The sequence below is a fragment of the Streptomyces graminilatus genome, assembly GCF_001418565.1.
In the GTDB taxonomy this organism is placed as follows: domain Bacteria; phylum Actinomycetota; class Actinomycetes; order Streptomycetales; family Streptomycetaceae; genus Streptomyces; species Streptomyces graminilatus.
This window is the reverse complement of sequence record NZ_LIQQ01000279.1, coordinates 1-13,366: the sequence shown is the minus strand read 5'-3', so window position 1 is coordinate 13,366 and position 13,366 is coordinate 1. Positions and strand designations below refer to the sequence as shown.

At 69.8% G+C, this 13,366-nt stretch carries 15 protein-coding genes; 9 read left to right on the top strand and 6 right to left on the bottom strand.

The window, feature by feature from the left end:
• Positions 1-31: 31 nt before the first annotated feature.
• Genes AOK08_RS23450 through AOK08_RS23440 form a run of 3 tightly spaced genes read right to left on the bottom strand, consistent with a single transcriptional unit; the run spans position 32 to position 2,327 of the window.
• Positions 32-301 carry a hypothetical protein gene (locus tag AOK08_RS23450; RefSeq protein ID WP_055529476.1) on the bottom strand — a complete coding sequence of 90 codons (270 nt, stop codon included), beginning with the start codon at positions 299-301 and terminating at the stop codon, positions 32-34.
• Between the two features lie 36 nt (positions 302-337).
• Positions 338-1,855 (bottom strand): tRNA (N6-isopentenyl adenosine(37)-C2)-methylthiotransferase MiaB, encoded by a 1,518-nt coding sequence (gene miaB, locus AOK08_RS23445; protein ID WP_079054224.1) that lies wholly within the window; start codon positions 1,853-1,855, stop codon positions 338-340.
• Positions 1,856-1,895: 40 nt separating this feature from the next.
• Complete coding sequence (locus tag AOK08_RS23440; protein ID WP_055529474.1) at positions 1,896-2,327, bottom strand: pyrophosphohydrolase domain-containing protein; 432 nt, start codon at positions 2,325-2,327, stop codon at positions 1,896-1,898.
• 119 nt (positions 2,328-2,446) lie between these two features.
• Between AOK08_RS23440 and AOK08_RS23435 the strand changes: the two genes are divergently transcribed.
• Positions 2,447-3,445, top strand: coding sequence for a TAXI family TRAP transporter solute-binding subunit (locus AOK08_RS23435; protein ID WP_055529471.1), 999 nt, complete (start codon positions 2,447-2,449; stop codon positions 3,443-3,445).
• A 36-nt stretch (positions 3,446-3,481) separates the two neighbouring features.
• Here AOK08_RS23435 and AOK08_RS23430 read toward each other — a convergent pair whose 3' ends face one another.
• Positions 3,482-4,894 carry a sensor histidine kinase gene (locus AOK08_RS23430; protein WP_055529469.1) on the bottom strand — a complete coding sequence of 471 codons (1,413 nt, stop codon included), beginning with the start codon at positions 4,892-4,894 and terminating at the stop codon, positions 3,482-3,484.
• A gap of 9 nt (positions 4,895-4,903) precedes the next feature.
• Positions 4,904-5,590 (bottom strand): response regulator transcription factor, encoded by a 687-nt coding sequence (locus AOK08_RS23425; RefSeq protein ID WP_055529467.1) that lies wholly within the window; start codon positions 5,588-5,590, stop codon positions 4,904-4,906.
• A 263-nt stretch (positions 5,591-5,853) separates the two neighbouring features.
• On the opposite strand from AOK08_RS23425, the gene AOK08_RS23420 reads away from it, so the two are divergent.
• The 8 genes from AOK08_RS23420 to AOK08_RS23390 all read left to right on the top strand — a co-directional run bounded on the left by AOK08_RS23420 (position 5,854) and on the right by AOK08_RS23390 (position 12,368).
• A complete protein-coding gene (locus tag AOK08_RS23420) occupies positions 5,854-6,630 on the top strand; it encodes an amino acid ABC transporter ATP-binding protein (RefSeq protein WP_055529465.1) in 777 nt (258 codons plus the stop codon).
• A 90-nt stretch (positions 6,631-6,720) separates the two neighbouring features.
• Positions 6,721-7,563: a glutamate ABC transporter substrate-binding protein gene (locus AOK08_RS23415; RefSeq protein WP_055529463.1), complete on the top strand. Its 843-nt coding sequence runs from the start codon at positions 6,721-6,723 to the stop codon at positions 7,561-7,563.
• A 75-nt stretch (positions 7,564-7,638) separates the two neighbouring features.
• Positions 7,639-8,307, top strand: a complete 669-nt coding sequence (locus AOK08_RS23410; RefSeq protein ID WP_055529462.1) for an amino acid ABC transporter permease — start codon at positions 7,639-7,641, stop codon at positions 8,305-8,307.
• The gene (locus tag AOK08_RS23405; protein ID WP_055529460.1) at positions 8,304-9,221 is read left to right on the top strand and encodes an amino acid ABC transporter permease; all 918 of its coding nucleotides are present in this window, start codon (positions 8,304-8,306) and stop codon (positions 9,219-9,221) included. Before AOK08_RS23410 ends, AOK08_RS23405 begins: the two co-directional genes overlap by 4 nt.
• A 177-nt stretch (positions 9,222-9,398) precedes the next feature.
• Positions 9,399-11,144, top strand: a complete 1,746-nt coding sequence (locus AOK08_RS23400) for an FAD-dependent monooxygenase (protein WP_055529458.1) — start codon at positions 9,399-9,401, stop codon at positions 11,142-11,144.
• Positions 11,145-11,244: 100 nt separating this feature from the next.
• A complete protein-coding gene (locus AOK08_RS48910; RefSeq protein WP_422125767.1) occupies positions 11,245-11,337 on the top strand; it encodes a putative leader peptide in 93 nt (30 codons plus the stop codon).
• A gap of 81 nt (positions 11,338-11,418) precedes the next feature.
• A complete protein-coding gene (locus AOK08_RS23395) occupies positions 11,419-11,970 on the top strand; it encodes a cupin domain-containing protein (protein WP_055529456.1) in 552 nt (183 codons plus the stop codon).
• Complete coding sequence (locus AOK08_RS23390) at positions 11,961-12,368, top strand: rhodanese-like domain-containing protein (RefSeq protein ID WP_055529454.1); 408 nt, start codon at positions 11,961-11,963, stop codon at positions 12,366-12,368. Before AOK08_RS23395 ends, AOK08_RS23390 begins: the two co-directional genes overlap by 10 nt.
• Positions 12,369-12,540: 172 nt before the next feature.
• Here AOK08_RS23390 and recX read toward each other — a convergent pair.
• Positions 12,541-13,366 (bottom strand): recombination regulator RecX (gene recX / locus AOK08_RS23385; protein WP_422125766.1); only part of this gene is annotated, 826 nt, incomplete at its 5' end.

Sequence of the window (13,366 nt, the reverse complement as noted above, 5' to 3'; positions counted from 1 at the left end):
TCGGGAGCGTAACCCCGGGGACGGTCCGGGGTCAGTCCTCGAAGAGCACGTCGGTGAGGTCGATGACCGTGAGCACGAGGACCACGAGCTTGCCCTCACTGATGACGTACTCGATGAAGAGATTGCGCGACAGGGCGAGCCCGCGCGTGGACTCGTCGCCGAGGACGGAGTGGGAGAGCTTGTGCCGCGGGTCGGTCGCCAGTATGGCCAGGCCACGCTCCAGCAGATCGCGCCTGTCGGCGGACAGGCTGTCACGCGCTTGGGCGGCCTGTTCGGTGAACGCAACGCTGTACGGCAACATGTGGTGCTCCTTCCCTGTCCGCATTGTGCCAGGACGTCAGTCGCAGCCGCAGCCGCTCCCCGAGGTCGCCGGCAGCGGAGTCGGCGCCCCGATCCCCGGCAGACCCAGCATCACGCCCGCCGGCTTCGCGGCCTGGGCGGTGTTGCGCTTCTCCCAGGCGTCACCCGCGCGCGTGGGACGCACATCGAGGACAGCGCCCTCGGCGAGGAGATGGTGCGGGGCGGCGTAGGTGACCTCGACCGTGACGACGTCCCCGGGGCGCACCAGGGTGTCCGGCTTGGTGAAGTGGACCAGGCGGTTGTCGGGGGCGCGGCCGGAGAGTCGGTGGGTGGCGCCGTCCTTGCGGCCCTCGCCCTCGGCGACCATCAGCTCCAGGGTGCGGCCGACCTGCTTCTTGTTCTCCTCCCAGGAGATCTCCTCCTGGAGGGCGGCCAGACGCAGATAGCGCTCCTGGACGACCTCCTTGGGGATCTGGTTCTCCATGGTGGCGGCGGGCGTGCCGGGCCGCTTGGAGTACTGGAAGGTGAACGCCGCCGCGAACCGCGCCTCGCGCACCGCGTGCATCGTCTGCTCGAAGTCCTCCTCGGTCTCCCCGGGGAAGCCCACGATGATGTCGGAGGTGATCGCCGCGTGCGGGATGGCGGCCCGCACCTTCTCGATGATCCCCAGGTAGCGGTCCTGGCGGTACGAGCGGCGCATCGCCTTGAGGATCGTGTCCGAGCCGGACTGCATGGGCATGTGGAGCTGCGGCATCACGTTCGGCGTCTCGGCCATCGCGGCGATGACGTCGTCGGTGAAGTCGCGCGGGTGCGGGGAGGTGAAGCGGACGCGCTCCAGACCCTCGATCTTCCCGCAGGCCCGCAGCAGCTTGCTGAAGGCCTCGCGGTCACCGATGTCGGAGCCGTACGCGTTGACGTTCTGGCCGAGCAGGGTGATCTCGGAGACGCCCTCGCCGACCAGCGCCTCGATCTCGGCGAGGATGTCGCCGGTGCGACGGTCCTTCTCCTTGCCGCGCAGGGCCGGGACGATGCAGAAGGTGCACGTGTTGTTGCAGCCGACGGAGATCGACACCCAGGCCGCGTACGCGCTCTCGCGCCGCGTCGGCAGCGTGGACGGGAACGCCTCAAGGGACTCGGCGATCTCGACCTGCGCTTCTTCCTGCACGCGCGCGCGTTCCAGCAGGACGGGGAGCTTGCCGATGTTGTGCGTACCGAAGACGACGTCCACCCAGGGCGCCCGCTTCACGATGGTGTCGCGGTCCTTCTGCGCGAGGCAGCCGCCCACGGCGATCTGCATCCCGGGACGCTTCGTCTTCATCGGGGCGAGCCGGCCGAGGTTGCCGTACAGCTTGTTGTCGGCGTTCTCGCGCACGGCGCAGGTGTTGAAGACGACGACGTCCGCGTCCCCGTCGGCGTCCTTGGGCGCGCGCACATAACCGGCGTCTTCCAGCAGTCCGGACAATCGCTCGGAATCGTGGACGTTCATCTGGCACCCGTAGGTGCGCACTTCGTATGTCTTGACGTCCACGGCCTGGATCCGGTCACTGCTGCTCATGCGACAAGGGTAGGCGGTGTGTGGAGCAGGGCCGTACGGGTTACCGCTCGGCGGTGTTCCAGCCCTGGCGGCGCAGGACGGCTCCGACGTCCGGGGCGCGGTAGTGGTCGCCCTTGAGCACCTTGCCGTCGGCCCTGCGGGCGACCAGTCCGTCGGGGCCCAGCTTCGTCATGTTGGCGCGGTGGATCTCGGCGATCACCTCGTCGAGGTCGATGCCGTGGACCAGGGCGGTGCCGTAAGCGACGTACACGACGTCGGCCAGCTCGTGCGCCAGCCGGTCCAGCGGGCCCGTGACGGCGACCTCGGCCACCTCCGCGGCCTCCTCCGCGAGCAGCTCGCCCCGGTGCGCCGCGAGCTTTGGGGAGACCTCGGCGGGCGTAGCGCGGGTTTCGAGACCGAAGGCCCGGTGGAATTCCCGGACGAGGCCCGCGGGCGAGACGGACGGGGCGGAGGGCGGGGTACCGGGACGCATGCGGCGACTCTAGCGAACGCTCGCAGGCACCCCAGCGGCCGATCCGATCGTCGTACGGCGGACATCTCCGCCCTCTTTTTCCTGGCCAGCGCGGGGGCCGTACTGGCAGGATCTCGCGCATGCGCAAGGTGTTCCCCCGGATCCGCAGGCGACCGGCCCTCATGGGCTCGGCCGCCGCTTTCGTGGTCCTCGGGCTGCTGCTGTGGTGGCTGCTGCCGCTGGACGAGGACCCTCCGTCCGGGACGATCACGTTCAGCACCGGGTCTCCGGCCGGCGTCTACCAGCAGTACGGCTCGGGGCTCAGGACCGCCTTCGCCAAGGACATGCCGCACCTGGACGTACGGCTGCTGACCAGCCAGGGGTCGCAGGAGAACGTCGAGCGGGTGGCCACGGGTCACGCCGACTTCACCATCGCGGCGGCCGACGCGGTGGAGACGTACAGGCTGAGGAAGCTGCCGGGGGCCGGCACACTGCGCGGAGTGGCACGTCTGTACGACGACTATGTGCAGTTGGTCGTGCCGCGCGACTCCAGCATCTCGACGATCCAGGACCTGCGGGGCAAGCGGGTGGCCATAGGGCTGGAGAACTCCGGTGTACGGCTGATCGCGGACCGGGTGCTGGCCGCCGCCGGTCTCGACCCGGCCAAGGACATCAAACCCTTCGCCGACGGCATCGACACCGGGCCCGGACGGCTCAAGAGGCACCAGATCGACGCGTTCTTCTGGTCGGGCGGGCTGCCCACGAACGGTCTGGTGCAACTGGCGAAGACCTTCGCCTTCCGCTTCGTGCCGATCGAGGCGGACCTGGTCACCAAGTTGCACGAACAGGGCGGAGCCTCCCGCTACTACCGGGCCACCAAGATGCCCGAGTCGGCCTACCCGACCGTCCAGGACGGCTCGACCGTGGCGACGCTCGCGGTGTCCAACCTGCTGATGACCCGCGAGGACGTCGACCCGAGGCTCACCGAGTGGCTGACCCGGTCGGTGATCAACAGCCGGGACCGGATAGGAGCCGACGTCCACTCGGCGCAGCTCGTTGACCTGCGGACCGCCATCTACACCGACCCGCTGGCCCTGCAGGACGGCGCCCGGGACTACTACCGCTCGGTCAAGCCGTAAGGGCCGATCCGGAAGGCCTGTCGGGGCACGGGTTCCTCAGGACGCCGGGGCCGACCTCGGCACCCGCACCGTCACCTTCAGTCCGTGCGGCTCGTGATGGTCGTACGAGATGGTGCCGCCGCCGGCCGCCAGCAGGATCCGGGAGATGGACAGGCCAAGGCCCGAGCCCTTCACGTTCTGGTGCCGGCCGCTGCGCCAGAAGCGGTCGCCGATACGGGAGAGTTCGTCGTCGGTGAGGCCCGGGCCGCCGTCGGTGACCACGACCGTCGAGGTCGAGCCGTTCGACGCGACCGACACCCGCACGCACTCGTCCTCGGGCGTGAACTTCACCGCGTTGTCGATCACCGCGTCCAGGGCGCTGGACAGCGTGACCGGGTCGGCCCACGCGGTGGTGGCCGGACAGTCCCCCACCAGGCTCACGCCCTTGGCCTTGGCCAGCGGGGCCCAGGCCGCGACCCGCTCGGCCGTCAGCGCGCCGATGTCGGTGAGGGCGAGGTCCGCCTCGGCATGCTCGGCCAGCGCCAGGTCGAGGAGGTCGTCCAGGACCTCGGCCAGGCGCTTGCCCTCGGTCTGGACCGAGGCGATCTCCTCGTTCCCCTCCGGCAGTTCGAGTGCGAGCAGTTCGATCCGCAGCAGCAGCGCCGAGAGCGGGTTGCGCAGTTGGTGCGAGGCGTCGGCGACGAAGGCGCGCTGTTGCTCCAGCACGTCCTCGACGTTGTCCGCCATCTCGTTGAACGACCGGGCCAGCCTTCTGAGTTCCGGCGGCCCACCGGCCACCGCGACCCGGGACTTCAGACTGCCGGTCGCGATGCGGTGCGTGGTGGCGTCGAGGACGCGTACGGGCCTGAGCACCCAGCCGGTGAGGCGCAGGGCGGCGCCCACGGCGAGCAGCATCGCGGCGAACTCGCCGGCGCCGATGACGAGCCAGCCGTGCAGTGTCCGTGAACGCATCTGGCCGGTGGGCGAGTCGGTGACCACGACGGCCACGACATCGCCGTCCCGGATGACCGGCGACGCCACGACGAGCCGGGTCCGCTGCCAGGGCCAGACCTGCTGCGGATCGTGGCTGCGACGGGAGAGGAGCGCCTCGGCGAACGCGTCACGTACCTCGCCCGATTCCGGCACGTACCAGTCCCTCGGCGCGTTGGCCATGGGCGCGTCGTTGCGGTAGAAGACACCGGAACGGATGCCGTAGACGTCGTAGTAGCTCTCCAGTTCCCGCTGGAGGGTATCGCCGCGCTCGTCGGTGACCGCGTCCTTGATCCGGGAGCCGGTGGGCCGGTCGCTGACGAACTGGGCGAGCGCCGCGAACCGCGCGGTGTCGTCGATCCGGTCGACGACGACCTTCTGCTGCTGGGCGCCGGCCACGCTTATCGCGAGCGGGACGCCGAGCGCGAGCAGCACGGCCGCCATCAGGACGATGAGCAGGGGGAGCAGACGTGTGCGCAACGGTCCCCGCTAGCGCGTCGGGGCGACGAGCCGGTAGCCCACGCCGCGGACGGTCTCGATCAGCGCCGGCATGCTCAACTTGGCGCGCAGGGAGGCGACATGCACCTCCAGGGTGCGGCCGGTCCCCTCCCAACTGGTGCGCCAGACCTCGCTGATGATCTGTTCGCGGCGGAAGACCACTCCGGGACGCTGGGCGAGGAGGGCGAGCAGATCGAACTCCTTGCGGGTCAGCTGGACGACGGAACCGCCCACGAGGACCTGCCGGGTGGACAGTTCGATCCGCAGCGACCCCAGGATCAGGGCGTTCTCACCGGCGTCGGCGGCGTCCTCGGGGACGGTGCGCCGGCTGACGGCGTGGATCCGGGCGAGCAGTTCCCCGGTGTCGTACGGCTTCACGACGTAGTCGTCGGCGCCGAGGTTGAGGCCGTGGATGCGGGAGCGGATGTCGGAGCGCGCGGTGACCATGATCACGGGGGTGTTGGTGCGCTTGCGGATCTTGCCGCACACCTCGTACCCGTCCTGGTCGGGCAGGCCGAGGTCGAGCAGTACCACGCCGAAGCCGTTGCCTTCCGGGACGAGCGCCTGGAGGGCCTCCTCGCCGCTGCGGGCGTGTGTGACGGCGAAACCGTGCCGCGCCAGGACCGCGGAGAGCGCGGCGGCGACATGGTTGTCGTCCTCGACGAGCAGCAGTCGCATTGCGGCCCCTTTCGGTTCATCGGGTTCGGTTCGGCACGCGGTGCACCAACGGAGTACACCACGTGGACACACGCACGCGCGTGCGTGGTTGCGGACGCGGGCCGCTTCCGTTGTCCAGCCGGTACACCCCTTACGGAGGGCGCTACCAATCGTGTCGGCCTGACACCGGATCGTGATGCTCAAGTTCCCCTCAGATGTGATGACGCTGGTCCGAAGCGGTCACTACTGTCCTCCGAAACCGAGGTGGACGGAGCCAGCAAGCGATGACCGAAGTATCGGTGGCCAAGGACGATGTGCCCGCGACCGGCGATCTGGTCGTCCTGAAGAGCGTGAACAAGCACTTTGGCGCGTTGCATGTTCTCCAGGACATCGACCTGACCATCACCCGCGGCGAGGTGGTCGTGGTCATCGGACCCTCCGGGTCCGGTAAGTCCACCCTGTGCCGCGCCATCAACCGCCTGGAGACCATCGACTCGGGAGACATCTCGATCGACGGCAAGCCGCTGCCCCAGGAGGGCAAGGCGCTGGCCCGGCTGCGCGCCGACGTCGGCATGGTCTTCCAGTCCTTCAATCTCTTCGCGCACAAGACGGTGCTCGAGAACGTGATGCTGGGCCAGATCAAGGTCCGCAAGGCCGACAAGAAGGTGGCCGAGGACAAGGCCCGCGCCCTCCTCGACCGGGTGGGCGTGGCCACGCAGGCGGACAAGTACCCCGCACAGCTGTCCGGCGGCCAGCAGCAGCGTGTCGCCATCGCGCGCGCCCTGGCCATGGACCCCAAGGTCATGCTCTTCGACGAGCCGACGTCGGCTCTCGACCCGGAGATGATCAACGAGGTCCTCGAAGTCATGCAGCAGCTCGCCCGTGAGGGAATGACCATGATCGTCGTCACCCACGAGATGGGCTTCGCCCGCTCGGCCGCGAACCGGGTCGTCTTCATGGCGGACGGCCGCATCGTCGAAGAGGCCGTTCCGGACCAGTTCTTCAGCAACCCGCGCAGCGACCGCGCGAAGGACTTCCTGTCCAAGATCCTGCACCACTGACGCCCGGCCCGTTCCGGCAAGCCTCGCCCCCCCTCAGGCCCGCACAGCACCGACGGCACGCGTCCCTCCACCAGTCAAAGGATGTTCACCATGAAGCTCCGCAAGGTCACCGCGGCCTCGGCCGCCGCCCTCGTCCTCGCCCTCACCGCGACGGCCTGTGGGGGTGGCGGTGACAAGGACACCAAGGGCAGTGGCTCGGGCGACGGCAAGACGATCACCGTAGGCATCAAGTTCGACCAGCCGGGCATCGGCCAGAAGACCCCGCAGGGCTACTCGGGCTTCGACGTCGACGTCGCCAAGTACATCGCCAAGCAGCTCGGTTACAAGGAGGACCAGATCGAGTGGAAGGAGTCGAAGAGCGCCGACCGCGAGACCATGCTGGAGCGCGGTGACGTCGACTTCATCGCCGCCTCGTACTCGATCAACGACAAGCGTCTGGCGAAGGTCGACTTCGCGGGCCCGTACCTGCTGGCCCACCAGGACGTCCTGGTCCGTGCCGACGACGACTCCATCAAGTCGCCGGCGGACCTCAACAGCAAGAAGCTGTGTTCGGTGACGGGCTCGACCTCGGCGCAGAACGTCCAGGACACGCTGGCGCCCAAGGCCCAGTTGCAGGAGTACCCGACCTACTCGGCCTGTCTGTCCGGGCTCCAGAACAAGGCCATCGACGCGCTGACCACGGACGACTCGATTCTCGCCGGTTACGCCGCGCAGGACGCCTTCAAGGGCAAGTTCAAGCTCGGCGGCTTCAAGATGACCAACGAGAACTACGGCATCGGCGTCAAGAAGGGCAGCGATCTGAAGGCGAAGATCAACACCGCCCTGGAGAAGATGGTCGCCGACGGTTCCTGGCAGAAGGCCGTGGACGCGAACCTCGGCCCGGCCGGCTACAAGAACGAGCCCGCGCCGAAGATCGGCGACATCAAGAGCTGAAGCAGCGCCTGACGGGTGCGCCGGTCCTCGGGCCGGCACACCCCGGGCCCTCGACACGCGGAAGCGCGGGAGATCGTGTTCGACTTTCTTGAAGGTTACGACCTGCTGGGTGCCTTCTGGGTGACCGTCCAGCTCACCCTTCTCTCAGCCGTCGGTTCACTGGTGTGGGGAACCATGCTGGCGGCCATGCGGGTGAGCCCGGTGCCGCTGATGCGCGGCTTCGGCACCGCCTACGTGAACATCGTCCGGAACATCCCGCTGACCGTGATCATCCTGTTCACCTCACTGGGCCTGAGCCAGACACTCGGTGTCACGATGGGCGCGGCGGACAACTTCGACACCCAGAACTTCCGGCTCGCCGTGCTGGGTCTGATCCTCTACACCTCGGCCTTCGTGTGCGAGGCGCTGCGCTCCGGCATCAACACGGTGCCGGTCGGCCAGGCGGAGGCGGCGCGGGCCATCGGCCTGAGCTTCACCCAGGTGCTGACCCTGGTGGTGCTGCCGCAGGCGATCCGTTCGGTGGTCGGTCCCATGGCGAACGTCCTCATCGCCCTCACCAAGAACACCACGGTGGCCGCGGCGATCGGCGTCACCGAGGCGGCCCTGCTGATGAAGAAGATGATCGAGAATGAGGCCCAGCTCATCCTCATCTCCGCGGTCTTCGCCTTCGGTTACGTGTGTCTGACGCTGCCGACCGGTCTGATCATGGGCTGGGTGGGCAAGAAGGTGGCGGTGAAGCGATGAGCTCCGTTCTCTACGACGCCCCGGGCCCCCGTGCCAAGCGGCGCAACATCCTCTTCAGCGCCGTCTTCCTGGTCGCCCTCGCGGCGCTGCTCTGGTGGGTGTTCAACGCCCTCCAGGACAAGGGGCAGTTGGAGTGGGCGCAGTGGAAGCCCTTCTTCGGCGGCACCGAGGCGTGGTCCACGTACATCTGGCCCGGTCTGCGGAACACGCTGAAGGCCGCGGCGCTGGCCATGGTCATCGCGCTGCCGCTGGGTGCCGTGTTCGGCATAGCTCGGCTCTCGGACCACGCCTGGGTCCGGGTTCCGGCCGCGATCGTGGTGGAGTTCTTCCGGGCCATCCCGGTGCTGGTCCTGATGGTCTTCGGGCAGGCGCTCTTCGCCGAGTACACGGACATCAGCAGCGACGACCGTCCGCTGTACGCGGTCGTCACGGGCCTGGTGCTGTACAACGCGGCGGTCATCGCGGAGATCGTCCGGGCGGGCATCCTGTCGCTGCCCAAGGGGCAGTCCGAGGCCGCGATGGCGATCGGCCTGCGCAAGGGGCAGGTCATGCGGACGATCCTGCTGCCGCAGGCGGTCACCGCGATGCTGCCGGTGATCGTCAGTCAGATGGTCGTGATCGTCAAGGACACCGCCCTCGGCGGCGGCGTGCTCACCTTCCCCGACCTGATCGCCGCGGTGAGCCCGATGAGTTCGTACTACGGCGCGAACGTCATCGCCAGCTTCACGATCGTCGCGCTGATCTTCATCGCGATCAACTTCGCCCTCACGACCTTCGCGAGCTGGCTGGAGCGGCGGCTGAGGCGTGGCAGGAGGAGCAGCGGTCCGGTGCTCGATCCGAAGGGCGCGTCGGTCGGCGGCACGATGGGAACCGGAGCGGGCGGCGGCGCAGGCGACCTGGGCGGGATGAACTGACGTCCAGTCAGTTCGCACGCACCACACGGAGGGCAGTGGCATGATCGCCACTGCCCTCCGTCACTTGACGCAAGCACCCGCAATCTGTTGCATACGTTCTGTGATCGTGCACCCCGCTCCAACTTCCTGTTCACTTGTGTCGATGAATACGTCGCTCTGGGCAGGGGGCGCCGCGCCATGGACCCGGTGATCATCGTCGGAGCGGGGCCCGTCGGGCTCACGCTGGCGCTTGCGCTGGCGCGCCAGGAGGTCCCCTCGGTCGTCCTCGACGAGGGGCCGGGCAAGGACGACCAGCGCCCCGCCCGCACGGTCGTGCTGCGCGAGGACACCTCCGCGCTCCTGGAACGGCTGACCGGTGTGCCGATCGCCGATGCCGGTTTCCGCTGGGCCGGATGGCGGTCGATGCGGCGCAAGCAGGTGATGCGTCAGATCTCTTTCGGCACCCAGGAATTCGACGGCCCGGCCGACGCGCTCCCGTCGGGGGCAGGACTCAAATCGGCGCCCGGACCGGAGTCCGTCACGGAACGCGGCGTCCCTCTGCACATCGCCCAGCACGTGCTGACCGGCGCCCTGCGGACCGCCATCGCGCGCGAGCGCCTCGTCAAGGTCGCCACCAACAGCCGCCTCGACTCCGTGGAGCAGGAGTCCTCAGGCGTCACGGCACACACCCGCGGGCCGGGCGGCACCTGGTGGCGCGGCAGTTACCTCGTCGGCTGCGACGGCCCGCGCTCGACGGTGCGCAAACTTCAGGACATCCGCTTCCCAGGACGTACGGCCGTGGAACGACACGCCGTAGCCGCGCTGCGTACGGAACTTCCGTGGCCCGGTGAGGCGTTGTTGCACCGGATGCCGCCGTGGCGGACATCGGGGCCCTCGGCCGGGGAGATCACCGCCCGCCCGCTGCCCGACGGAGTGTGGCGCCTGGACTGGCTGCTGCCGCCCGGCAAGGACCTGGTCACGCCCGAACTCCTCGTGACCCGCGTCCGGGAGACCCTCGCGGGCTGGAGCGGCGGCCCCACACCGCCGTACGACCTGCTCGACACGGGCGTCCACATCGTCCACCACCGGCTCGCCCGGCGCTGGCGGGCCGGCCGCGTCTTCCTCGCCGGGGACGCCGCGCATCTGCTCGGCGCGCTCGGCACGCAGGGGCTGGACGAAGGCCTGCGGGACGCCGACAACCTCGCCTGGAAGCTGGGCCTGGCCTGGCACCACGGTCCGCACGAGGCGCTGCTGGACAGCTACCAGACCGAACGGCGCGCGAGCGTCTCCGCCCGGCTGCGCGCGGCCGACCAGGCACTGCCGCTGCTGCGCGGGGGCGCGGGGCTGCGGTCGTACGTCCCCGGGTCGGCCCGCGGAAACGACTCTCTGCTCACGGACGGGCACCTGGGGCGCGGAATCCTGGGCGAGCCGGGAACGTACGGCCGTTCGCCGCTGGCGCCCCAGCACATCGAGGCGGCGGTCTCGGTGGACACCCCGCCCGGCGCACAGGTGACCGACGTACGGGTCACCGCCGAGGACGGTTCCTTCGTACGGCTGCGGGAGCGGCTGGGCCGCGGTGCGCTGCTGGTGGTGCTGATCGCGCCGGGTACGGGCGTGTGGGAGCGCAAGCACTGGGTGAGCGCCGGGCTCATGCCCCGGCTGGCGGCGGCGGTGGCCGCACTGCCGCACCCCGCCGAGCTGCTGGTCACCGAGAGCTATCCGGGCGCCGCCGCCCACACCGTGCTGCTGGTCCGCCCGGACGGGCACCTGGTCACGGCGCTGAGCGGGGTACGCCCGGCCGACCTGTACGCGGCGGCCGAGGCGACACTGGGCGGCCCCCCGCCGAACAGGACGACGGACAGGACCGGCGGGGCGAGCGGGACGGACGGGGCCCACGGGTCGAACGCGACGGCCGGCACGGAGGCCGCCGCGAGCACACGCTGACCCTGCTCTCCTCCGCCCCCCTGACCTCCCTCCCGGCGGCCCGCGTCCACATACTGAGGCGGAGTTGACCACTCCGCATCGCCATGCTGTACTCCGGAACGTGACCGAATCCGACACCAATGTGCGCCTGTGGCGGAGGGTCCATATGGACCTCGTCCGCTATGCGGGCTGCGTGTGTCGTCCGTCCTGCTGAATTTCGCATCCTCATTCCCCGCGCACACCGCTCTCGCGCAGTGTCGCGCGCTCCCCGCGAACACTCACCAGGACGGTACCCGTGTCTGTGTCACCTTCCGCATCCCCGTCCGCATCCGCGCAGGTCTCCGGCACCCCCCGGACCCCGACGCAGGCGGACCTGCTCGACTTCGTACGGCGTACGGCCGCCGACGCCGAGCTGATCGCCTCCCTGCCGCTCGACCCCGAGGGCCGCACCTGGGTGCGTCTGGAGGGCCCCGGCGGCAGCGAGGCCTGGCTGATCGGCTGGCCGCCCGGCACCGGCACCGGCTGGCACGACCACGCCGACTCGGTCGGCGCCTTCCTCACCGCGGCCGGTGAGCTCAAGGAGAACTCGCTCAACGCCCGGCTGCCCACCGACGGCTGGAAGACCCTGGAACTCAGCGAGGACATCGACCGGGAGCGGCGACTGCCGGCCGGCCAGGGCCGGAGCTTCGGCCGCCACCATGTGCACGAGGTGCTCAACGAGTCCCTCGACCAGCACGCGATCTCGGTGCACGCCTACTATCCGCCCCTGCCCCAGATCCGCCGCTACAGCCGTACGGGCCAGGTGCTGCGCCTGGAGCACGTCGAGCGCCCGCAGGACTGGCAGTGAGCGAACAGCCGGCCGGCATCGACGAGTTGCTGGACCGCGTACGCGACACCTACACGCGCGTGGAGACACACGAGGCGTACGAGGCCGCTCAGGCAGGAGCGGCTCTGCTGGTGGACATCAGGTACGCGGCCCTTCGGGAGCGTGACGGCCTGATCCCCGGCGCGCTCGTGGTCGAGCGCAACGAACTGGAGTGGCGCCTCGACCCCCTGGGCAGCCATCGCGCACCCCAGGCGACCGGCCACGACCTGCGGATCGTGGTGATCTGCAACGAGGGGTACGCGTCGAGCCTCGCGGCCGTGTCACTGCACCGGTTGGGGCTGCGCCGGGCGACCGACCTGGTCGGCGGGTTCCAGTCGTGGCGGGCGGCGGGGCTCCCGGTGACAGCGCCGGCGCACTGACACCACTGCTCGCCGCACCGGCTGCCCGGCCCTGAACGCGGTCGGCGCCCCCGCGCGTCCACCGTGTTCAGGGCCGGAGGTCAAACCTGCCTCCCAGGCAGACAACGCCCTCCCGAGACGGCCGGACCTCGATCCATGAAGGCCCAGAAGGGCCGGACAGGTTCACGAGGGCTCAGAAGTCGTCACCCGACTCCTCGTCCACGAGGAACTCGGTGTCGCCCTCGCCTTCCTCTTCCAGGGCCTGCCGCACCACCCGCAGGGCCATGCCCTGGGGATAGCCCTTGCGGGCGAGCATGCCCGCGAGGCGCCGCAGCCGCTTGTCGCGGTCGAGACCGCGTGTCGCGCGCAGCCTGCGGGCGACAAGCTCACGCGCGGTCGTCTCCTCCTGTTCGGAGTCGAGCTGACCGACAGCCTCGTCGATGAGCGTCGAGTCCACGCCCTTGGTGCGCAGTTCCTGTACGAGTGCCCGCCGGGCCAGTCCCCGGCCGTGGTGGCGGGACTCGACCCAGGCGTCCGCGAACGCGCTGTCGTTGATCAGTCCGACCTCCTCGAAGCGTGACAGCACCTGCTCGGCCACCTCGTCCGGGATCTCGCGCTTACTCAGGGCGTCCGCGAGCTGCTTTCGCGTACGCGGGGTCCCGGTGAGCAGGCGCAGACAGATCGCCCGCGCCCGCTCAGCCGGGTCCGCAGGGGGCTCCGCCTTCTCGGCCCTCGACGAGAAAACGGAACCTCCGTCCTGTGGGTCGCCACCCGGCTCGCCGAAGCCACGCCGCCGACGACGACCACGCCCGCCGCGCGCGCCCTCTTCGCGTGAGCCGCCTTCGCCGAACGAGCCGCTCGGGGCACCGTCACCACGGCGCCCCCCGCCTCCCGGAGAACCGGCGCCACGACGTCGGCCGCCACCCGACAGCCCCTCGCCGCCCCGGAATCCGACGTCTCCGTCTCCGTCACCCTCGTACGCCCCGTCGCCCTGACGGGCCCCGCGGCCACCCCCGTAT